Genomic DNA, 20,775 nt, shown 5'->3' on the forward strand with positions numbered 1-20,775 from the left:
TCCCCACAGCGTCCCCCAATAGCTGTGGTGAGGAGCCTTTTATTTTCATGAACGCCCTGGGCCGCCAACCTCAATTCCTGGACGCATCCATCAGTCGCAGGCACCAACCGCCGCCAGTTGGATCTCGTTCCAATTCCAAAGTAGCCAGTTCGCTGCGTGGATTGGGCCCCAGCCGGGCTTGCACACGCCAAACCTCCACATCCACTCTGCCCTGACCCTTGGGCATCCGGGGCGCTATTCCTTCCCACCAGTTGATTCGCTCAAACCAACGCAATGGCTCCTCCACCACCATCCAGTGCCGGCCAGCCCGTTCCACCACTGCTGGCTGGCCCGCCGGCGTCGTACGAACCACAACACGTTCCACCAAAGTCTTCATGGCCAGTACGTTACGGACAGGCTCCGACATCAAGGGCGCGCTAAGGGCCATGAGCGCTTACTGGAAGGCCAGCAACCTCAAGAACGCCGTCTCGCCGATGACCTGGATATTCTGGCCCCCGGCGGCCAGTTCGTAGGCGCGCTTGACCTTTCCGCTGACGGGGCCCGCGCCCAGCCCCAGTTCGGCGCACACCACCATGGTGACCTTCTTTGTGGTGCTGTTGGCAATGACGGCGCCTTTGGCCGCAGCGGCGTCCTGAGCATCAGCGCGGGGCAGGGCGGCAAGATCGCCGCTAAAGACGATGGTCTGGCCAAAGAGCGGCCCGTAGGGGTTCGCCGCAGGGTTGGCGGGCGGCAGATCCGCTAGGCGGCGCGTGTAGCCCGACGCGTAGTAGTTCGGTTGGCCGGCGCCTTTTTTGGCGGGCGGTGCCGGCCACAGGGCTTCAAGTGTGTCGACCCCGCTCCGCCGGGCAAGTTCTATGGCTATCAAGGCACTGGCCCGGGCGTCATCACCGGCGTCGTGGTGATTGAATGCTGGCAAGTCCAATGCACCCACCACATCGGAGAGCGTGTAGTGCGGCAATTCCAGGTGCTTGCGTGCCAGGGTCAGGGTGCAGTGAAAATCTAGTGGCGGCATGGGAAGTCCACAGGCCTCGTTGGCTTTGGAAATGACGGAGCGTTCAAAGCTGACGTTGTGGCCCACCAAAGCGTCGGCGCCAATGAACTCCATCATGGGCTGGTAGATGCCGCGCCAGTCCGGCATGCCACGAACCTGGGCAGCGGTGATGCCATGGATGCCCACGTTGACCGGGGCAAAGTCGTCATACCCGGGAAGCGGTTTCATCAGCCACGCGGTCTGCGCAACCACCTTGCCAGCCTTGACCTTAGTCAGGCCTACGGCGCAGGCTGAAGCCCGGTAGTTGTTCGCCGTCTCAAAGTCGATGGCCGTGAAAGAAATACCGCTCATGCCTGCCCCCTCGTCAAACGTGAAAAACCCCGCGGATTCAAGGCTGATTTCCTTGATTCCGCGGGGTTCTCTATGGTGGGTCCTACCGGGATCGAACCGATGACATCCACGGTGTAAACGTGGGCCTATCAAGGGTAAAGGTGCAGGTCAGGACCACAATGTAAATCAGTCAGTACGGTTTCAGTCCGGAACGGCCAATTTAGGAGGGTTCAAAATCGCCTCCATCCGCACCGCAACATCATCCAAATCTTGATCAAATAACCCCGCATAAACGTCCAGCGTCATGGCGGCTGTAGCGTGTCCAAGCATACGCTGAACCGACTTCACCGAAGCCCCTGCCTGCACCGCCCACGACGCCGCCGTATGCCGAAGGTCATGCACCCACAACCCGGCAGGGATCATCACCCCGGCCAGCCCATCCTTCGCCTTCCGCGCCGCTGCGGCATCGTTGATCTTCTTCACGGCACCATCGAAGTCCCGGCGCTTGAAATTGTTCGCCCGGATCTGCTGACCGCGCGCCGTCGTGAACAGCAGATCATCGCCGCCTTTACCCTCGGCCGCCACAGCCAGGTAGGCCATGGCTGTCGGTGTCACCGGCACAGTCCTCGTCTTGCGATTCTTCGGTGTGCCAATGACTGTCTTGACCACGGCACGGGAAATGGTGATGCGTCGGCGCCGCTCATCGAGGTCTCCGGCGCGAAGTTCGCACGCCTCCCCCATCCGGATCCCCGTGGTGGCCAGAACCCAGACCATGCCCTTGTAGCGGCTGTCGATCGTATCGGCGATGGCAGCGACCTGGGCGACGGTGAGGAAGCGGTGCTGACGCTTCTTACCCTCCGGCAGATTGACACCCTTGGCCGGGTTCTTCCCCAGCCGCCCCTCCCCCACACACCATTCCAGGAAACCAAGGAGCCGGCCGTGAATCGTCTCCACCGTCCTCGCCGCCTTGTCCATGCCGGTGACCCACCGCTGCACGTCCGCCTTGGTGATGTCGGCAAGGACAGTGCCACCCCAGTAGGGCAGGATCGTTGCCGACACATCGCTCTTGACGGTGTCGAGAGTGGAGGCCTTGTAGTGGACAAGGGTAGCCACCCAATCGTCCATGAGGTCGCGCACGAAGACGCGGCCAAGCTCGGCATCGATATAAGTTCCGGAGCGTTGATGGTGCCGCACCCACGTGAGGTGGTCCTCGGCTGACCCTTTGGCGTCGAAGTGCTTGACCTTCTCACTGTCACCCTCGGTCCAGACAGCACGCCACCGCTTCCCTTCCCCGTAGCGCGCGCTCCGGGATCTGTCCTTCTTGTGCCAGAGGTCTACTACTCTCGCCATGGTGTCACCATCCTGATTGAGTCTCGAGCGCATCGATCAGCGCCCATTCATCCTTGGTGAGGCACTGGATACGATCGTCGAGGACCGTCCTCGTAACCCACAGTTCCTCGGCAAGCTCTTGCAGGTTCCGCGCCCAGGGAACGTGCTTGAGCATTTGCTCTATCGGGATGAGGCGCCGGGACGCCTCGGCACAGACTTGCCGTTCCACTTTCATGGATTGGCAGCGGGTGTGGCCGTACTCGATGTGCACAAGCTCGTGAGTGAGCGTGCAGCGCCGCTCGACTTGCAGCAGGCGCTTGTCCATGACGATCTCGTCGACACCGTTTGTGTAACCTAGGACGCCGACTGGTAAGTCTGCCCAGGTCAGCCGGATATGGCCGAGTTTTCGAAGGATCCCCCAAGGATGAAACATGCCTTGAGGCTACTTCGAGGGTCCGACAAATTACAGCAGTGGCCAAAGTGGCACAGTACTTGCAAGATACGCCGCGTGCGTGTACACGCGCGTGGGGCTACCTAACAAATCTTGTGCCACTTTGGCCACTGGCGACTAGAGGCGGTTGAGGAGCTCCGCTTTCTTGGCTTCAAACTCTTCCGCAGTGACAACACCGGCGTCGCGAAGCTGTCCAAGCTGCTGCAGTTGGCCCATCACGTCAGGGGCCGCGGCGACGGGAGCGGCCGGCGCATGATGACTCACAAGTGCCTGTTCGATTTTGTCACGGAGGATCAGGAACGGCGCCTCGTCCTGTCGAGTGAAAATCATGGAGTTCTCGTCGTTGACGGCATCCACAGTTTGGCTGCCAAATTGGCTACGTACTTCGTTGCCGCCCGGGATGGTGAATTGAATAAATCCACTCATCACGGCGCCGCCTGGCTTTACCTGGACAGCAGTGACGGACTGTAAGGGGATCCTCTTAACTCCCTTGCCGGTGATACCGCGGCCCATTCCGACTCTTTGTAGAGTGATGAAGTGTCCGTCGAATGATGCGTAGCCAACGTGCCCAATAGCCACGAAGGCGTGATCAGGAATGTCGTATTTTGCCCTGTACTTCGCTTCGCGTTCTTCGGCTTTCGCCGCCAGTTTTGCCATCAGCTTTTCGTTGGCCATGGTTTCCCCCTAGTTGGTTTTTGGTTAGTGGTCGTCGGTGAAATCTTGGGATTCTTCGCCGCGGCGGCCAGCTTCTTCATGGAGTTTACGACCCTGACTTGCGCCTTTGTTGGCAGCGAGGCCGTAGGCGCGTTGCCCGTGGTCGACTTCGGCTTGCACTTCCGTTTCGCCTGGTGCAACCATCGTCCGGATGAGTTGCGCCAGTGCATCCCGCTGGCTTCTCGTTAGGCGGGCCGCTTCAGCAGGCGGCTGCCAGGGCTCCGATTCGGATGGCGCCGATAATTTGACCAAATCGTAGATCACGGATGGTCGGACGCGAAGAGTATCTGCCACGGCGAGGATTGTTTCATCCTTCGGGACGGCGGTTCCCCTAACCATTCGTGAGATGACGGTGTGCGTAAGACCCGCCGCTTCAGCAAATGCGCGGAGTGATCCGAACCCCTGTTGCTCCATAAGCTTCAGCCATTGTGCTGGGATTTCTTTTCTCATGGTTACAACTGTCCTTGCATCGCCCCGTAGTTCGTCAAGCTCCAGAGTAATCGACTCGATTACAAATTACATGGATGTAACTAGGGTTCTCACCGAAACGCCGGGGAATAGGCGACTTGCAAATGTAATCGATGCCGATTACATTGGAGCTTGCACCAAGCCCCAATGTTAGATACGATTACAACCATCAGGAGGAAGCATGAAGCTTCGAGCCATTAGTTCGGACGGGAGGTTCTACGTGGAGATCGTCAGTCAACAAGCACTGGTGAGGCACATGAAGCACCAGGACGTCAGTGTTGCCAAGCTCGCCCGGATGATCGGCCGAAGCAAGGCAACCGTCGGTCACCTTCACTGCGGAGGTCGGACAACGACCAGCTCGGAGACAGCCAAGGCAATAGAGAAAGCGCTGGGCCTCGCCCCGTGCACCCTTTTTTTGCCCAAAGTGGAGCCTGTTGCAAGCCATATGCACCGTAACGCGGCATGAAAAAAGCCCTTTCCTGAACCACCAGAAAAGGGCTTACCAAACACCCGAAAGTATTCAGCACACAGAAAGAAGCATACCAATGAGCAAGCCAAATGCCACCACCGAGAAGTCAGCCGGCCGACACTGCGACGAGGCAACTTCGTATAAAGAGTTCTGGGCGAAGCGTCACCCACAGTCGCAGGAAGCTGTGGAGCGTGACCGTTTGAAGAAGGGTTTCGCGAAGCACCGCTCGCACTTGTTTCCGCTGCTGGCTCAGTCCGCCGGGATCGCATCGTGAGCGCCCAACCGGCCTCGGCCCAGTCCTACGACGGGGCACGCATCGAGGAACTCCAAGACCTTGCCGCCCAGTACCCGGATGGCTTTGGTTGCCCCATCAGCGGTGACGCAACCGCTACCGATCCGAAGAACGTTTCGCGTATCAAGCTTCGTCGGATTGTTGACCAGGTTCGTGCGGCCAAGGACAAGGCGGGGAGGGATCAGCGTGCACGGAAAGCCACGAACATTGCGTAGCGACGCCGCCCTTGCCTGGTCGAAGGCGTGGCCGTGGGCCGCACTGCTCGGCTTCTATGCGGCGCTGGGTTTGGTCAGCTGGGTGGAGGCACTGTGAACCCCCGGGTGATTGCCCCCGGTCTCTACGGTGGCCGTAAGTCACCGCCAAGGGCGCCGGTCCCGTCGCTCGATGAGCCTGACCTGTCCATCGCCGATGTTGCCACGATGCTGGGCCAGTCCAGAGACACCATTCTCGATCTTGTTCGGTCCCACCGTTTCTTCCCCCACGCCTACAAAGCAGGTAGTGGGGCGCGCAACTCCCCCGTTCGTATCCCCTTCGCCGATGTTCTCGATTACCGGGCTAAACAGCCCCGTGCCCACGGCTAACCCCCAACAAGAAAGAAGATCATCATGAGCACCGAAACCACCACCATCCCCGCAGCCATCGAAGAGGTCCAGCACCTTAACCCGGCGACCGGCGAACTCACCGCCGTCGAGGCCATGGCCGTCCAGTACGCCAACGCCGCGGCCGCTGCCCAGCCGTTCCTGGACTCCATGGCCGACATCAAAGCCAAACTGCTCGAGGCGCTCCCCATCGGCAACCATGCCGCCGGCCCCCTCATCGTCACCATCAAGGCCGGCGCCAAGGTCCTCGACACGAAGAAGCTCGAGGCCGCATACCCGCAGGCCGAGAACCCGCTGTTCTACAAGAGCGCGTTCGACACCACCGCCGTGAAGAAGTTCGTCGCCCCGGCCGTCCTCGAGGTGTACACCCGCCAGAACGCCTCCTCGGTAGTCATCAAGTGACCACCGCTGTCAGCCAGTCAGTCGAGGCAGAAATCCGCGCCATCTTCAAGTCCAATACCGCCAGCTACGAGGGAATCAACCCCCGCACGGCTCTCGATATCATCCGGAGCGTCGTTGAGAACGCCATTCTCAACCAGCCCCGGTCCTTGCAGAAACGTATCGGTCCCTCTGAGATCGGCACACCCTGCGATCACTGCCTCGCCGCGAAACTGGCTGGCTGGCAGCAAATCGAAAAGGACGTCCCCTGGTTGCCGTTCGTCGGCACCTCCGTGCACTCACAGATCGAGGACATCTTCGTCCAGGAGAGCCTCAAGCAGTGCGCGACCGACCCGACCGGTGGTGTCCAGTACGCCGCGGAGAACAAGACGATGGTCGGCGTCATTGACGGTGTCGAAATTTGGGGGTCTACGGACCTTGTCGACTTCGTCTCCGGGATGACGGTGGACTGGAAAGTCGTTGGTGCCACGACGTTGCGGGCGGCGAAGGTTGGCCCTTCGCAGGTGTACCGGGTGCAGCAGCACTTGTACGCGAAGGGCTGGAATGACGCTGGCTACCGCATCGATCATGTCGCTATCGCCTACCTGCCACGTAACGACATCAGCCTCACCAAGGCTGTGTGGTGGACCGAACCCTTCAACAGGGAAATCGCGGAAGAAGCGCTGGCCAGGGCGAACCGGTTCGCGGCGAACATTAGGGCCCTTCGCACCATCAACGAGGAGGCAGTGACCGCATGGATCACTGGGCTACCTCGCCACAATCGCCAGTGGAACCCCGACATTGCAGCGGGCAAGGAATGTTTCGACTGCAAGAGGTTCCCTGACAACCCGGTCATGGCTGATCCGTTCTTAGCCGGCCTCGACCAAATCAAGTAGCACGACCAAGCACAAGCAAACGCAAACAAATAAGGAAGTAGGACTAACCATGTCTCTCGACAATCTTGACGATGTTCTCGGCGGCGGCGGCGGAGCTACCGCGTTCACGAAGGACACCCCCATGGGCACCACGTTCCGGGGCCCGATCATCGATGCCACTGTGCAGCAGATCAAGGACATCCGCGACCAGAAGCCCAAGGTTTGGGATGACGGCCGCCCGCAGCAGCAGATCGTTATCCGGATCCAGACCGACCTCCGCAACGATGCCGAGGACGATGGCGTGCGCGCCCTGTATGTGAAGACGTGGGGTGTGTGGAAGGAAGCCCTCGTCACGGCCCAGAACAATGGGCGTTTCGATCGGCTGTCCGAGGCGTTGGCGCCGGGCAACATCTTCGCTGACACCTACTACGCGGACAAGCCGGCCGCTGGTGCTGGGTTGTCGCCGACGAAGCTCCACCGCTACGAGATCCAGCGGATGTCCTCGCCAATGTTGGATGTGGCGGTGAACCAGGCAACCGGTGAAGTGGCCCCGGTGCCGCAGCAGTACGTGCAGCCGGTTCAGCAGGTCGCCCCGGTCCAGTACCAGCAGCCAGCCCCAGTGCAGCAGCACGACCCTTGGGTCACACCGACACCACAGCAGTACGCGCAGCAGCCCGTACAGGCGGCCCCGCCCGTCGCCGTAGCACCGGCGGCTCCGGCGCAGCCTGACCCGGCGGACATTGCCCGGCAGCTGATCGCCCTGGGCATGCCCGACGCCGTCGTTGCCCAGCAGACGGGCCTTGCCGACGTCGTGGTCGCCGCTCTCCGTGGGCAGGCAGCGGCAGCCTAAGCAGTGACACACCGTTGTGGCGGTGCAGGGATACCTCTGCGCCGCCACAACGACTAGGGACTGTAGCGCAGTGGCAGCGCGGCGGCTGGCAGACGACAGGGTGTCAACCTCCTGAAATAGCGGAGTCTCCCACTGGATCGCAGGTCGCAGGTTCGAATCCTGCCAGTTCCACGCACCACCAAACACCAGCACACAAGGAAAGGACCGTGTCCGATGAGTGACCAGCACGCGAAGCCGTTCAGCGACTTCCTCACCCAGCAATCCCGCGCCCACCAGGAAGCCACCGACGGCCTCCACGAGGTCATCGCCGCCGTCGCTGCGACCGGCAAGGCAGGGTCCGTGACCATCACGCTCAAGGTCGAGCCGGACAAGAAGGCCGAGGGCATCTTCCGAGTCACCGACTCCGTGAAGCTCACCATCCCGCAGCACGACCGGGCCACGAACATCTACTTCCGGGATCGCACCGGCAACCTCACCCGGAACAACCCCAACCAGCCAGTTCTCACGGGCCTCCGCGACGTCTCCGATACGGACACCGCTACCGTTATCACCCTGAAAGAAGCCAAATAATGACCAGCACGTACAACACCTCAGCGCCGACGAATACCGAGGCAGCTGACATCGCTGAACTTGGCAAGCAGGCAGCCATCAGCGAAGTTCTAGACCCCGGCAAGATCTATAGCATCCTCGACGGCGACGGCGGCCTCACCGTCGAAGACACCGATAAGTACGCGGCACGTCCCCGACGCAAGACCAGCGCACCCAAGGTCACTGATGCCCAGTCATTCAAGGACTACCTCGAGAAGCACGGCATCGAAGGTGAAACCGAGGTGACCGCCCAAGAAACCGAGGGCTGCATCATCTCCATCATCGACGCTGGCACCGACCTTGAACCCGGATGGCGCGACCACACCATCACCCTGCAGCTGCAATCCTCCGACGAATGGCGTCGTTGGCTCGACCGCAACAACAAGCTCATGCGCCAGGTCGACTTCGCCGAGTTCATCGAGGACAACGCCAAAGACATCCTCGAACCCTCCTACGCGGAGATCTTCGAGATCGCCACCAGCTTGCAGGTCAAGCGCGGCGTCGACTTCGAATCAGCCACGCGCCTGGACAACGGCGAAATCCAGCTGGGCTACCGCGAGACCACGACCTCTACCGCTGGCAAGATCGGCCAACTGTCCGTGCCCCAGACGCTGATCATCGCACTGCGCCCCTTCAAGGGCGGAGAGCCCTACCGAGTCACAGCCTCCTTCCGGTACCGCCTCAACGGCCCCGAGTTGACCATGGGCTACAAGCTGCAGAACCTCGAGAAGATCCGCGACGAAGCGTTCGCCACGGTCTCCGAGGAGGTCCGCACCTTCGCCGAAGCCAGCAGCTTCCTCTTCCTCAACGCCTAACCACCCGCACTGCCTGGTTGGACGGTCCTCACCACTCCGGGGACCGTCCAACCAACCACACCACCCAACACCTGAGAAAGCACACACCATGAACATCATCCTGAACATCGCCTTCGCGCTGGCCCTGCTGGCCATCGCCGCGAATCAAGTCGCCCGAACTATTGCCCAGGTCAAAGAGACCCGCTCCAAGTCCAAGCAGTCCGCAGCCATGGCCCGCATGGCCGACGAGGTTGGCCGCAAACTGGCCGGCGGCGACATGGGCATCACCTCAGCCGTTGACGCCGCCGGCAACTGCCTTGACCCGGCATGCCCCGTCCACGGCAAGGACAAAAACTAATGACCGTCTTGACTCCTGGCATGACCTGCCACCGCGGCAAAGGCAAGACCCTCTGGGAAATCATCGAGGTCAACGACCGAACCCACATGGTCAGCCTGTCCGCCCTGGGCAAAGGCGGCTACACCAACAAGCACACCACCACCGACGAACTCACCAACATCCTGCCGCAGCGCCTCGAGGTGCCGTTGCATTTGGTGCTGGCGAAGCAGACACAGGCCAAGCAGAAGGCCTCAGCGCTCGAGTACCAGCTTCGATTCTGCAACCACTCAGACAAGATCCGCGAAGCTGCCGAAGTCGCCTTCCTCGCCGCCGACGTGTTCGCCGCTGCCTGCGCCAAGCACAACGCAGGCCTCGCCGACCTTGGCATCGAGGCGAGCTAGGCCGTGAAGCGAAACAAATACCCTCGCATCACGGAAAAGTCCGGCCTTGTCGAACTCCCCAGCGGCGCCGTCATCCTCGACAGCCACGGCGACGTGTCGCAGCTACGAGGCGACCAGTGGTGCAGCTACGAGACCGAACCCATGGACCACAACAGGATGGCCAAGTACCTCCCCGCCAACATCCTTTACAACCCCCAGGAGAAATAACCATGTCCAAGCACTACACCGCAGTCATCGATGTCCAAGAGGTCGAGAACAAGCCAGCGACCAAAGAATACAGCAACGTAATCCCCGCTCAGCGCATCGTCAGCGACGTCACCAAGATCGTCATCCGCGCCGACACTATCGCCGACCTGCAGCGCAAACTAACCGCTCACGTGGCCCTCATCGAAGTATCCCCAGCCAACTAGCTGGCAGCCCTGACTGGCAGGCACCCGGCGTTCGAGTCCCGGGCAGGGCACCACCATAACCAGACTTTGCACGCACCACAGGAGGGCCACACCCGCATCATGAACACCACCCTAGAGACAGCCCTCAAACTCCACGCCGCCGGCATCAGCGTGGTGCCCGTCATGGCCGACGGTTCGAAGCGCCCCGCAGGCAAATGGAAGCAGTACACCACCTCCCGCGCGACACAGCAGGAACTCCACGACTGGTTCGAGACGCCCGGATACGGCATCGGCGTCGTCACCGGCGGCATCTCAGGTTCCTTGGAAATGCTCGAAATTGAGGGGCGCGCCGCCCACCGCATCCCCGAACTCAAAGACCTCGCCGACGGCTCCGGCCTCGGCACCCTCTTCACCCGAATCACCCAAGGCTGGTTCGAAATCAGCCCCTCCGGCGGCTACCACTGGTTCTACCGCATCACCGACCAGCCGGTGCCAGGCAACACCAAGATCGCCCAAGCCACCGACCGCGAAACCCTCGCCGAAACCCGAGGCGAAGGCGGCTTCGTCGTCACCGCCCCCAGCGCCGGAACCACCCACACCACCGGGAAACCATGGACACTCCTAGCCGGTGGCCCTGGCACGATCCCCGGCATCACCATGGCCGAACGCCACGCCATCCACACCGTGTTCGCGCAACTCAACGAATACACCCCGCACCAGCCGCAGGAGGCAGGCCCGTCACTCCTCGACGCCCTCGACCAAGCCATGCACAGCCACGGTGGCCACGACAGCGGCACAAGCCCCGGAGACGACTACGAGGTAAAGACCGACTGGGCCCAGATCCTCGACGGCTGGACCATGGTCTTCGCCCGGGGCCACACCCGCTACTGGCGACGCCCCGGCAAAAACGACCCCGGCTTCTCAGCCACCACCGGACACGCCGACGACCGCGACCGCCTCTACGTCTTCACCACCAGCACCGAGTTCCAAGCAGAAACCCCCTACACAAAGTTCGGCGCCTACGCACTCCTCCACCACCAGGGCAACCACACCAACGCCGCCCAAGCCCTCAAAACCAAGGGCTACGGCACCGACCCACGCATGCCCGTCGTCACCCAACTACCCACACCCAAACCAGCCGCAGCATCCGTCATCACAACCGCCGGGAACAACGCACTCGCCACCGTCCACCACCTCGACGACCACCGCGCCGAAGAACAAACCATCGCCATCACCGACGACGGCAACGCCCTCACATTCATCCACAAATACGGTGAAGTACTCCGCTACAACCCCGACCGAGGCCGCTGGCTCCACTGGAACGGCAGTGCATGGAAATGGCAGTCCTCCGACGGCGGCCAAGCCCGCGAACTCGCCAAAAAGATCGCCCGGCAAATGCCTGACGACGAAGGCTGGAAGGCCCACAAGAAGCGCTCCCTCGGCGCGAAGGGCATCACTGACCTCCTTATCCAGGCACGCACCGACGAACGCCTCACCGTCAACATAGACGACCTCGACGCCCAGCCCTGGGAACTCAACACCCCCGCTGGCATCATCGACCTCCGCACAGGCGAACTCGGCCCCGCCGACCCCGCCAAACTCCACACCAAAACCACCGCCCACACCCCCGACCCAGACGGCGACATGACCCTCTGGCTAGACTTCCTCGCCGTCACCTTCAACGGCCAACAAGAACTCATCGACTACATGCAACGCCTCGTCGGCTACTCCCTCATCGGCGAAGTCCGCGAACACATCCTCCCCTTCGCCTACGGAACCGGAGGCAACGGCAAAGGCGTCTTCCTCGACACCCTGGTCGCCGTCCTCGGCGACTACGCCACCTCCTCCCCCAACGGGTTCCTAATGAAATCCAACTACGCCCAACACACCACCGAAATCGCCCGCCTCAAAGGTGCCCGCTTCGTCATCTGCTCCGAAGTCAACCAAGAAGACAAATTCGACGAAGCCAAAGTCAAATCCCTCACCGGCGGCGACACTCTCACCGCCCGATTCATGCGCCAAGACGACTTCACCTTCATCCCCACCCACCACCTCTGGCTCATGGGTAACTACCAACCGTCCGTGGAGGCTGGCGGGGACTCCTTCTGGCGCCGCCTTCGCCTCATCCCGTTCACCCACACTGTCCCCGAGGACAAGGTCATCGAAGGCCTCCCCAAGATCCTCTCCGGCGACCACGGCGGCGCAGTCCTCGCCTGGGCAGCCGCCGGCGCCGCAGCCTACGCCAACGGCGGACTCAAAGAACCCTCCACGGTCAAGGAAGCAACCTCTGACTACGCCGCCTCCACTGACACGGTCGGCCGGTTCCTCGAGGAAGAATGCAGCATCTTAAAGACTGCCTATTTCCCCGGCGCACCATCGACCGCCGTCGTCACCGTCGTCCACGAGTATGAAAAGTGGTGCCAGGAGAACGGCGAGACAGCCGTCAGGGGCCGCCACTTCACCACCCAACTCGCCCGCCACGGCGTCGCCACCGGCCGCAACGTCCCCAAAGGTGCAGGCGGCGCCAGGTTGTACGGCGGCATCACCCTCAACGACCGCCAAGCCTCCGCCCTCGACGAGCACGGCGGCGACCGCGGCGGCTACTAAACCACCAACCAAGTACCACCTACAGAAAGAAGCGCACCATGAGCAAGACGCCTCCATCTGAGCTGTCACAGACTGAGCTCGACGAAGAATTGTTCGCCTTAGATCAGGCGGAGAAGCAAGAGACCAAGCGATTCAAGGCACTTTGGGAAGAAGCAGAAGATCGGGGAATGCTATGAGTTGTGGGACGGAGCGCGGCGTCAAAGCCCACAAAGGCCGCAACGAGCCACCCTGCAAGTACTGCCGGAAATTCATGGACGGACCAACCCCGACACCCCTCGCCTTGGTCAAGCCAGTCCGGGCACCGAAGCAGCAGAAGGCCATGCGGGACATCAATTTCCAGCCGGCCAACGTGTGCGGCACTAACAGGGGCTGGCAACTCCACCGGAAACGCCACGAGGACGCATGCCATCCGTGCCAGGGCGCCCACGGACAGCACCTCGCGGAGGGACGGCAGGCCCGGGCCGCTGCAGCAGCGCTCCTGCCACCCAAGGAGCGAAAGACCAGGGCGCCACGGCAACCCAAAGCGTCAGCAGTGTGCGGCACCATCTCCGGCCGCAAACGCCACTACGACGAAGGCACCCCCGTCTGCGAAACCTGCCGGATCACCTACAACGAATACTCCCGAGCCAAATACCGCGAAACCAACCCACCCAAAGCCCCAGCAGTGTGCGGCACCGACGAAGGCTACGGCCGACACCGATGGCTCCGCACCACCCCATGCCAGCCATGCCTCGACGCCCACGCCGCACGCACCCGCGCCAGCTACCACCGCAAAACAGAACCACTCCCACCCGTCGAATGCGGCACAACGAGAGGCGAACGCAAACACCGCAAAGACGGCACACCAACCTGCGACCCCTGCAGAGCCGCCTACAACACCTACAAATCCGCGCAACGCGCACAACGAAAGAAGGAAGCAGCATGAGTCAACTAGACGAGATAGCCGCACGAACCGACGCAGCAACCGAAGGGCCGTGGCGAGCACTCGGCACAGGAAGCGCAGGCGGTGACCACTGGTACATCTGCGACGACGGCGAAGCGATTGCCAGCATCTCCTGCCAGGACGGCATCAACGAGGAGCAGCGGCAGCCTGACGCCGAGTTCATCGCCCACGCACGGGAAGACGTGCCCCGCCTAGTTTCCGCGCTCCGGGCCGTCGAAGCGGTGCTTGTGGACTGGGACAAGTTCGGGAAACAGTGCCTGGTCCGCGCAGACCCATCATCCGGGCTACCCGATGCCGAGCGGGCGCACCAGCAGGAGATGGCGGAGGACTGCGCCAGAGACGCCCACCGTATCCGAACTGCCATCACCAAGGCGCTGGGATGAGTGCCGGCGGCTTCACCAGCTACCCACTCACCAAACGCCAATGGAAACAACACGCCCTCGACCAGGCACTCACCGACCACCAACACGAAGGAGGCGAGGACCATGCCACCAGCCTCGACCAGGCACTCGACGACTAACCCACCGTCGGCATCAAGAACTGCGTCCCCGTTCGTCGCCGCGACGGCGCCCCCAGCTGCCCCAACACCACTGAGAATTGCCGCTGAGAAAACTGAAGAACCACACCGCGCGAAAGGTGCCAAGCAACGAACCTGTCCCGTAACACTGACGAGAACTCCCAACCATCCCAGCCCTCGGCAGACCACCACTTGGCCACTAGCGGATGCCACCCATTTGCAGGGTCAACAGCCGGGCCCTTCCTTGGCAACGACGGCACCTCCGATGGGGCAGGGACGGCAACTTCAACAACTCCGACGAGATGCCCGCATGATGGGCAATGCAATTTATCCATTCCTCAATACTTGTGCACCTTGTGTGCTTGTGTCCTCAAAAATTGACGAAATCATTCGTCGAATGTTGTGCCACCTGTGCCACTCCACAACGAAACACCTTACAAACCGATACCTACGAGCAAATCGTTATACAACGAAGCTGCGCCACTTGTGCCACTATCGACAAATTAGGGAGACACACACCACCCTCAAATACGCCCCCAAAAACCCCAAAGTGGCACATCTCTTGTTTGTTCGCTTCACGCGCGCGCATACACGCACGCGGCCCGACTTAGCAAATCCTTGGCCACCTCGGCCACTGGTGTTGCCTTGACGCAAGCAGCGCTCTTCCCAAAAACGGAGCTACCCCGCCAACGCAAACCCAAAGACGCCTGGCTAAACGCCCTCCCCAACTGGCTCGCCGACAGCATCGAGTTCACCATTCCCCGCCTCGGCACCACCGCCAACCTCATCCCCTGCCACAAATGCGGTGTACCAGTCCTCCAAGCCCTCGACTGGGACCACGACTACACCTGGGCAACCACCACCGACACCACCCTCCTCACCACCAACCAAGAACTCCAAGCCCTCATCCAAGGCCGCACCACCCACGAACTCCGCATCGTCTGGGACGGCATCACCATCAACCACCGCAACACCTGGAACCTCGCAACCCGCGACGCCAACCACAACAAACACCCCATCGCCCCCAACCACCAATGCCACCAACCACTCGGCATCCCCATCCCCTGGGAACTCCTCTTCCCAGACATCAAAACAGCCAGCATCCCGCCCGACCCAGACCAACCACCACCTTTCTAGGAGCACCATGACCTACCGCACCATCGTCGGTATTGACCCAAGCCTCACCAGCACGGGCATCGCCATCAAAGACCACGAAGGCCACATCCACCGAGAACGCATTCGCTCCACCGGCAAGAAGACCGACACCTGGGACATGCGAGGCGCGCGCATCAAGCGCCTCGCTGAAACCATCGTCGGGCACGTCCCCAGCAACTCCCTGGTCATCATCGAATCCCCCAGCTACGGATCCATCAGCACCAGCGCCCACGACCGCTCCGGCCTATGGTGGGCCATCCACCAAAAACTCATCGCCAAAGGCTGCGACATCGTCCCCGCAACACCAGCCCAACGCATGATGTACGCCACCGGCAAAGGCGGCGGCAAAGACGCAGGCAAAGACATGGTCCTAGCCCAAACCATCCGCCGATACCCACAAATCGACATCACAGGCAACGACCTCGCCGACGCCGTCATCTTCCTCGCCATCGGATGCCGCCTCAACGGCCAACCCCTCGAGGACTCCCTCCCCCAAACACACCTCAACGCCCTCAACAAACTCGCACTGCCCGAGACAGTGCCCACCCACGCGCCCGGTCGCGTTGCGGCTCGCGCGGGCGTCACGAGCCCGGCACCTGTTGGGGCGCTGCTGTGAGCCGTGAGTGCCGTTGCAGCCGGTTGTTGCATGCTGACGCGTTCCTGTGTGGGACTTGTGAGGGTGGGTTGCGGGATCTGCTGGCGAGGGCGCCGGGGTTGCTGTCGGATTTGAGGGTGACGGCGGCGAGGCTGGACCATGTGGCTTTCACCGTGACCAGGGGTGGCGGGTATGGTCGCGGCCTGCCGATGAACCTCGAGGCGATCGAGGCGGCCGCGGTGTTGTCGAAGGTCGTCGGGCCGTGGCAGGCACGGCAGGCTAAACACATCGGCGGCAAGGCGTGGGCTGTCGGATACTTGGAGCGGCTCGAGGAGGCGACAGCGGCGGCGGTGAAGATCGTGGACCTGCCCGCCGAGCTCATCCACATCGGCGCTTGCGGCAGCCTCCTCGAGGACCCTGACGGCGTGCCGGTGGAGTGCTATCAGGAACTCTTCGTCACCGCCGACGCCAACACCGCCCGGTGCGAGTGCTGCGGCGTGTACTGGGACGTGGCACGGCGGCGCGAGAACGCCATCACCAGCGCCTGGAATGTCCTCGCCCCCGCCCCGGTCGTCGTGCGCGCCCTGGCAACGCAGGGTGTCAGGATCACGCCGAAGCACTTGGAGAACTGGCAGCGCCTCGGCCATGTTTCGCAGCAGTGCGACGTCGAGACGAGGGAGGCCGGCTACCGTGTCGCCGACGTCTTCCGCGTCGCTCAGCGCATGACAGAACGCCGCCGCAATTAGCCACGCCCCTAATGGTGCTCGGTGCTTGCACCGCATCACTTTTAGGGTATGTTGGTTACATACTCGGATGAACTGGCTGGGCGACCGAACGCTCGCACACCCACACTTTCCCAGTACAGGCCAGTCAGCGCCGACTCTGAAGCTGACCATGAGGCCCCGACCATTCCCCCAAGGACGTCGGGGCCTCACCCAAATCATGGGGCGCGCTAGTCAACACCAGGCCCACGAAACGCCGCTTGCAACACTGGTGATGGCGGGCTCGAGGGTCTTTTACCGTGGGTACCTTTCTCCCCTTGCCATGAACCGACCTGCTAACGCGCCCCACCCACTGCCTAGGAGGTGATGAGTTTGTGGTCAAACCAATCTCAGACACCACCCGCCAACAAATCATCGACCTCCACACCTTCGGGACCAGCCGCAACGCCATAGCCAAAGAAGCCGGCGTCGCCCCATCCACCGTCTCCAAAGTCTGCAAAGCCGCCGGCCTCGACTTCGACCGCACCGGGACCAGGGCAGCGACAGCGTCCAAGGTCATCGACGCCAAAGCCCGCCGCGCCGAACTCAAGGAACTCCTCCTCGAGGACGCCCACCGACTCCGCAAGCAACTCTGGGAACCAACCGTCGTGTTCAACTTCGGCGGCAAGGACAACACCTACGAAGAGTCCCAGCTACCCGAGCCCATCTTCGCCGACAAGAAGAACATACTCTCCGCTGTCGGCATCGCCGTCGACAAAGTCGAGAAGCTCGAGAAGCTCGACAACGACGGCGGCGTGCAGGATGCGGAGTCCATGATTCAGAAACTCATTGACGGCATCGGGATCCCCGATGAGTAACGCCGTCATGGAACGCCCCAAGAACCTGATCACCAACGACCGCGTCGTCGGCCAACCCCTCAAGCCGGCCGATGTGATCAGCGCGAAGCAGCTGCACTTCCTCCGACACTCGACCACCCGCGTCAACGTCCTCGAAGGGTCCATCCGGTCGGGGAAGACCATCATCAGCCTCCTCCGCTGGATCATCTTCGTCGCCCGCGCCCCACTCGGCGGTGAGCTCGTCATGATCGGCCGCACCCGCGACGCTGTCTGGCGCAACTGCATCGGGCCGCTGCAGAACGCCGCACTGTTTGGCAAGATCGCTGACCAGGTCATCGGCAACTACGGCGCCCCCACCGTCCGCATCCTCGGCCGCGTCATCCACGTCCTCGGCGCATCCGACGCCAAGGCCGAGAAGGTCATCCGAGGCATGACCGTCGCCGGCGCCTACGTCGACGAGATCACCGTCATCCCCGAAGAGTTCTTCACCCAACTCCTCGGCCGCATGTCAGTGCCCAGGGCGAAACTGTTCGGCACCTCCAACCCCGATTCGCCCTCGCACTGGCTCAAGCGGAAGTTCCTCGACCGCATCGCCAAGCTCGCCGACTGGTCCTCCTGGCACTTCACCCTCGAAGACAACCCAGCCCTCACCGAGTCCTACAAGACCTCGATCCGCCAAGAGTTCACAGGGCTCTGGTACCGCCGCTTCATCCTCGGCGAATGGGTCGCAGCCGAGGGCGCCATCTACGACATGTGGGACCCCAAGCAACACATCACACCGTGGGATTCCTTGCCACCGATGCAGCGCCTCCTCGGCGTCGGCATCGACTATGGCACGACCAACGCCTCCACTGCCCTCCTGCTGGGCCTCGGCGACGACAACCGTCTCTACATGGTCGATGAGTGGCGGTACGACGCCAAGCAAGCCCAGCTGCGTCTAACCGATGCGCAGATCAGTCAGCGCATGCGCGACTGGATGGACCAGCCGCATCTGCCCTACGTCAACAGTCTGAAGCCGGAGTGGACGATCGTCGACCCGGCCGCCGCATCTTTCAAGGTGCAGCTGGCTGCCGATGGTGTCAACAACGTCATTAACGCCGACAACAACGTCCTCTATGGCATTCGCACTACCGCCTCGCTGCTGTCTACGGGGAAGCTCCTCATCGCCGACAGGTGCGAGGGGTTCATCCAAGAGGCTCCCGCGTATTCGTGGGATGACAAGGCGACTGCCAAGGGTGAGGACAAGCCGCTCAAGGTCGGTGACCACTCCCTCGACGGTGGCCGGTACGTCATCACTACTACTGAGTCGAATTGGCGTGACTACGTCGACCTCGCCGCATAAGGAGAACACCATGGCAACCATCCAGACCATCACCGCGACCCTGCTGATTCAGGTCGGGGCCGACGAGCCTAAGCCCATCGGCACGATCGAGATTCCCATCGAGATCAGCACCGGCAAGAAGCCCGGCATCGCTTACCGTGGCAGCGACCACACTGATGAGTCCCCGCTGATCCCGCGCGGGGCTCGAATTCCCGGCCTAGCTCAGTAGCCACCACCAACGACGCCGAGGAGGCCACCCATGGCATTGCCCAAGAACGGCCTCGCATGGCCGCCAGCCGAGCTCGCCCAGATCACCCCGAAGCTCGCGGAGTACGGTGCCTGGTACTCCAACGCCACCAGCACCCTCGCCGACATCTACGGTGCTGGCAAGACCCGCAAAGGCGTGCTGGAGCGGATTCGCACATGGTTCCTCGGAGCCAAGCCGAACGGGCAGCCCGACAAGGCCACCATTCACGTCAGCCTCGCGCAGGAGATCTGCCGCACCGCCGCGAACCTGCTCTTCGCTGAACCGTCAACGGCAACCGTCGAAGAAGGCGAAAAGGACGCCCAGGCACGGCTCAACATCATCGCAGGCCCCGCCTTCGAACAGACCATCGTCGCGGCCGCCGAAATCAGCGCGGCCCTCGGCGGGGTGTACCTCCGGGCAGGCTGGGATTCCACCGTCAAGGACCACGCCTTCGTCACCAAAGTCGATGCCGACGCAGCATGGCCAACATTCGCCTGGGGTGTCCTCACCGGCGTCACGTTCTGGCGTGTCGTCAAAACCGAGAACAACACCGTATGGCGGCACCTCGAACACCACACCGTCGAGGAAGACATCGGCGTTGTCTACCACGGCCTCTATCAAGGCACCAAGGACAACCTCGGCCGCCTTGTCCCCCTCATCGACCAGACAGCCACCAAAGAGCTCGCTGACGAGGTGGACGCCGAGGGCCGCATCAGCACCAACACGGCTGGCCTGGCTGTCGCCTACGCCCCGAACATCACCCCGTCCGCCTTGTGGCGGAGCGACCCCATCGGCAGTAACTTGGGTCGCTCTGACCTCGAGGGCGTAGAGCAGAAACTCGACGCACTCGACGAGCTCTACTCGACCTGGCTCCGCGACATCCGGCTCGGCAAGGGCCGGCTCATCGTCGGTGCGTCCATGCTCCAAGACCTCGGCGCCGGATTGGGTGCAGGGTTCGACCTTGACCAAACCATCTTCACCCCCGTCAAGGCCGCACCATCATCGGCATCCGATGCGAAGATGGCCATCGAGAAAGTTCAGTTCGACATCCGAACTGACGACTTCATGAAAGCCATCGACCACTTCCGCCGCATCATCCTCACCGCCGCCGGCTACTCACCCATGACGTTCGGCATGTCCGACGGTGCCGGCAGCAGTGGCGCGATCACGGCCACCGAGGTCGCGGCACGGTCCGCGCTCAGCTTCACCACGAGGCGCCGGAAAATCCTTGGCCTGAAACCAGCGCTAGAGCAGATCCTCACGAAGACGCTGGCTATCGACGCCATAATGTTCCCCCAGGGCGGAGCGAAGACGCTGCCGGTGTCTGTGGCATTCCCTGACGGGGTGCAGGACGATCCTGAGGCTGTGGCACGGCAGAACAGCCTCGACGCCGCATCCTTATCGGCGTCGATCGAGACCCGTGTCCGCCGCGCCAACCCCTCCCTTGACGATGTCGAGGTGGGGTTGGAGGTGGCCCGGATTCGTGAGGACAACCAGCTACCTCCACTAACCGATCCGGAAACCGTCGGTGCCGGTGGTGTTGGGGTGCCGGGCTTCTAACCAGGGACGGGGGCGGC

At 62.1% G+C, this 20,775-nt stretch carries 30 protein-coding genes and 1 tRNA gene; 25 read left to right on the forward strand and 6 right to left on the reverse strand.

Going from position 1 to position 20,775, the window contains the following annotated elements; genetic code table 11:
* Positions 1 to 70 precede the first annotated feature (70 nt).
* The 6 genes from CXQ94_RS07535 to CXQ94_RS07565 form a co-directional block, all read right to left on the reverse strand.
* Positions 71 to 427 (reverse strand): hypothetical protein, encoded by a 357-nt coding sequence (locus tag CXQ94_RS07535; RefSeq protein ID WP_306418893.1) that lies wholly within the window; start codon positions 425 to 427, stop codon positions 71 to 73.
* A 6-nt stretch (positions 428 to 433) separates the two neighbouring features.
* Positions 434 to 1,342 carry an exonuclease domain-containing protein gene (locus tag CXQ94_RS07540; protein WP_104087919.1) on the reverse strand — a complete coding sequence of 303 codons (909 nt, stop codon included), beginning with the start codon at positions 1,340 to 1,342 and terminating at the stop codon, positions 434 to 436.
* Positions 1,343 to 1,522: 180 nt separating this feature from the next.
* The gene (locus CXQ94_RS07550) at positions 1,523 to 2,671 is read right to left on the reverse strand and encodes a tyrosine-type recombinase/integrase (RefSeq protein ID WP_181034113.1); all 1,149 of its coding nucleotides are present in this window, start codon (positions 2,669 to 2,671) and stop codon (positions 1,523 to 1,525) included.
* 4 nt (positions 2,672 to 2,675) lie between these two features.
* Positions 2,676 to 3,083 carry an ImmA/IrrE family metallo-endopeptidase gene (locus CXQ94_RS07555; protein WP_104087926.1) on the reverse strand — a complete coding sequence of 136 codons (408 nt, stop codon included), beginning with the start codon at positions 3,081 to 3,083 and terminating at the stop codon, positions 2,676 to 2,678.
* 135 nt (positions 3,084 to 3,218) lie between these two features.
* Positions 3,219 to 3,776 (reverse strand): DUF4429 domain-containing protein, encoded by a 558-nt coding sequence (locus CXQ94_RS07560; protein WP_104087929.1) that lies wholly within the window; start codon positions 3,774 to 3,776, stop codon positions 3,219 to 3,221.
* A 24-nt stretch (positions 3,777 to 3,800) separates the two neighbouring features.
* The gene (locus CXQ94_RS07565) at positions 3,801 to 4,265 is read right to left on the reverse strand and encodes a helix-turn-helix transcriptional regulator (RefSeq protein ID WP_104087933.1); all 465 of its coding nucleotides are present in this window, start codon (positions 4,263 to 4,265) and stop codon (positions 3,801 to 3,803) included.
* A 563-nt stretch (positions 4,266 to 4,828) separates the two neighbouring features.
* Between CXQ94_RS07565 and CXQ94_RS07575 the strand changes: the two genes are divergently transcribed.
* The 25 genes from CXQ94_RS07575 (at position 4,829) to CXQ94_RS07680 (ending at position 20,758) form a co-directional block, all read left to right on the forward strand.
* Positions 4,829 to 5,026, forward strand: a complete 198-nt coding sequence (locus CXQ94_RS07575; protein ID WP_104087939.1) for a hypothetical protein — start codon at positions 4,829 to 4,831, stop codon at positions 5,024 to 5,026.
* On the forward strand, positions 5,023 to 5,259 hold the full coding sequence (locus tag CXQ94_RS07580; RefSeq protein WP_104087942.1) for a hypothetical protein: 237 nt from the start codon (positions 5,023 to 5,025) through the stop codon (positions 5,257 to 5,259). The genes CXQ94_RS07575 and CXQ94_RS07580 overlap by 4 nt, the downstream gene beginning before the upstream one ends.
* A gap of 93 nt (positions 5,260 to 5,352) precedes the next feature.
* Complete coding sequence (locus CXQ94_RS07585; RefSeq protein ID WP_104087945.1) at positions 5,353 to 5,625, forward strand: helix-turn-helix domain-containing protein; 273 nt, start codon at positions 5,353 to 5,355, stop codon at positions 5,623 to 5,625.
* Between the two features lie 24 nt (positions 5,626 to 5,649).
* The gene (locus CXQ94_RS07590) at positions 5,650 to 6,045 is read left to right on the forward strand and encodes a hypothetical protein (RefSeq protein WP_104087948.1); all 396 of its coding nucleotides are present in this window, start codon (positions 5,650 to 5,652) and stop codon (positions 6,043 to 6,045) included.
* Positions 6,042 to 6,917 carry a hypothetical protein gene (locus tag CXQ94_RS07595; protein ID WP_104087950.1) on the forward strand — a complete coding sequence of 292 codons (876 nt, stop codon included), beginning with the start codon at positions 6,042 to 6,044 and terminating at the stop codon, positions 6,915 to 6,917. Before CXQ94_RS07590 ends, CXQ94_RS07595 begins: the two co-directional genes overlap by 4 nt.
* Before the next feature lie 49 nt (positions 6,918 to 6,966).
* Positions 6,967 to 7,746, forward strand: a complete 780-nt coding sequence (locus CXQ94_RS07600; RefSeq protein WP_104087952.1) for a hypothetical protein — start codon at positions 6,967 to 6,969, stop codon at positions 7,744 to 7,746.
* Positions 7,747 to 7,802: 56 nt separating this feature from the next.
* A tRNA-OTHER gene (locus tag CXQ94_RS22525) sits at positions 7,803 to 7,917 on the forward strand.
* A 42-nt stretch (positions 7,918 to 7,959) separates the two neighbouring features.
* A complete protein-coding gene (locus CXQ94_RS07605; RefSeq protein WP_104087954.1) occupies positions 7,960 to 8,316 on the forward strand; it encodes a hypothetical protein in 357 nt (118 codons plus the stop codon).
* Entirely contained in the window at positions 8,316 to 9,149 is an 834-nt protein-coding gene (locus tag CXQ94_RS07610) for a DUF2303 family protein (RefSeq protein WP_104087956.1), read from the forward strand. The genes CXQ94_RS07605 and CXQ94_RS07610 overlap by 1 nt, the downstream gene beginning before the upstream one ends.
* 88 nt (positions 9,150 to 9,237) lie before the next feature.
* Positions 9,238 to 9,486, forward strand: coding sequence for a hypothetical protein (locus CXQ94_RS07615; RefSeq protein WP_104087959.1), 249 nt, complete (start codon positions 9,238 to 9,240; stop codon positions 9,484 to 9,486).
* On the forward strand, positions 9,486 to 9,866 hold the full coding sequence (locus tag CXQ94_RS07620; protein ID WP_104087962.1) for a hypothetical protein: 381 nt from the start codon (positions 9,486 to 9,488) through the stop codon (positions 9,864 to 9,866). Before CXQ94_RS07615 ends, CXQ94_RS07620 begins: the two co-directional genes overlap by 1 nt.
* A gap of 3 nt (positions 9,867 to 9,869) precedes the next feature.
* On the forward strand, positions 9,870 to 10,073 hold the full coding sequence (locus tag CXQ94_RS07625) for a hypothetical protein (RefSeq protein ID WP_104087966.1): 204 nt from the start codon (positions 9,870 to 9,872) through the stop codon (positions 10,071 to 10,073).
* 2 nt (positions 10,074 to 10,075) lie between these two features.
* Positions 10,076 to 10,276, forward strand: coding sequence for a hypothetical protein (locus CXQ94_RS07630; protein ID WP_104087969.1), 201 nt, complete (start codon positions 10,076 to 10,078; stop codon positions 10,274 to 10,276).
* Positions 10,277 to 10,375: 99 nt separating this feature from the next.
* Positions 10,376 to 12,862, forward strand: coding sequence for a phage/plasmid primase, P4 family (locus tag CXQ94_RS07635; RefSeq protein ID WP_104087972.1), 2,487 nt, complete (start codon positions 10,376 to 10,378; stop codon positions 12,860 to 12,862).
* A 38-nt stretch (positions 12,863 to 12,900) separates the two neighbouring features.
* A complete protein-coding gene (locus tag CXQ94_RS22530; protein ID WP_181034114.1) occupies positions 12,901 to 13,038 on the forward strand; it encodes a hypothetical protein in 138 nt (45 codons plus the stop codon).
* Positions 13,039 to 13,112: 74 nt separating this feature from the next.
* The gene (locus CXQ94_RS07640) at positions 13,113 to 13,787 is read left to right on the forward strand and encodes a hypothetical protein (RefSeq protein ID WP_104087975.1); all 675 of its coding nucleotides are present in this window, start codon (positions 13,113 to 13,115) and stop codon (positions 13,785 to 13,787) included.
* Positions 13,784 to 14,188, forward strand: a complete 405-nt coding sequence (locus CXQ94_RS07645; RefSeq protein WP_104087977.1) for a hypothetical protein — start codon at positions 13,784 to 13,786, stop codon at positions 14,186 to 14,188. Before CXQ94_RS07640 ends, CXQ94_RS07645 begins: the two co-directional genes overlap by 4 nt.
* Entirely contained in the window at positions 14,185 to 14,325 is a 141-nt protein-coding gene (locus CXQ94_RS22535; RefSeq protein WP_181034115.1) for a hypothetical protein, read from the forward strand. The genes CXQ94_RS07645 and CXQ94_RS22535 overlap by 4 nt, the downstream gene beginning before the upstream one ends.
* A 642-nt stretch (positions 14,326 to 14,967) precedes the next feature.
* Positions 14,968 to 15,459, forward strand: a complete 492-nt coding sequence (locus CXQ94_RS07650; RefSeq protein WP_181034116.1) for a hypothetical protein — start codon at positions 14,968 to 14,970, stop codon at positions 15,457 to 15,459.
* 7 nt (positions 15,460 to 15,466) lie between these two features.
* Positions 15,467 to 16,093 (forward strand): hypothetical protein, encoded by a 627-nt coding sequence (locus tag CXQ94_RS07655; protein WP_104087982.1) that lies wholly within the window; start codon positions 15,467 to 15,469, stop codon positions 16,091 to 16,093.
* A gap of 140 nt (positions 16,094 to 16,233) precedes the next feature.
* Positions 16,234 to 16,818, forward strand: a complete 585-nt coding sequence (locus CXQ94_RS07660; RefSeq protein ID WP_146070251.1) for a hypothetical protein — start codon at positions 16,234 to 16,236, stop codon at positions 16,816 to 16,818.
* 350 nt (positions 16,819 to 17,168) lie between these two features.
* Positions 17,169 to 17,651, forward strand: a complete 483-nt coding sequence (locus CXQ94_RS07665; RefSeq protein ID WP_104087988.1) for a helix-turn-helix domain containing protein — start codon at positions 17,169 to 17,171, stop codon at positions 17,649 to 17,651.
* Positions 17,644 to 18,972 (forward strand): PBSX family phage terminase large subunit, encoded by a 1,329-nt coding sequence (locus CXQ94_RS07670; protein ID WP_258066841.1) that lies wholly within the window; start codon positions 17,644 to 17,646, stop codon positions 18,970 to 18,972. Before CXQ94_RS07665 ends, CXQ94_RS07670 begins: the two co-directional genes overlap by 8 nt.
* Before the next feature lie 10 nt (positions 18,973 to 18,982).
* A complete protein-coding gene (locus tag CXQ94_RS07675; RefSeq protein WP_104087992.1) occupies positions 18,983 to 19,180 on the forward strand; it encodes a hypothetical protein in 198 nt (65 codons plus the stop codon).
* Positions 19,181 to 19,210: 30 nt separating this feature from the next.
* The gene (locus CXQ94_RS07680) at positions 19,211 to 20,758 is read left to right on the forward strand and encodes a phage portal protein (protein WP_104087996.1); all 1,548 of its coding nucleotides are present in this window, start codon (positions 19,211 to 19,213) and stop codon (positions 20,756 to 20,758) included.
* Positions 20,759 to 20,775 lie beyond the last annotated feature (17 nt).

Origin of the sequence: Arthrobacter sp. GMC3 (assembly GCF_002929305.1) — a bacterium.
Taxonomy (GTDB): domain Bacteria; phylum Actinomycetota; class Actinomycetes; order Actinomycetales; family Micrococcaceae; genus Specibacter.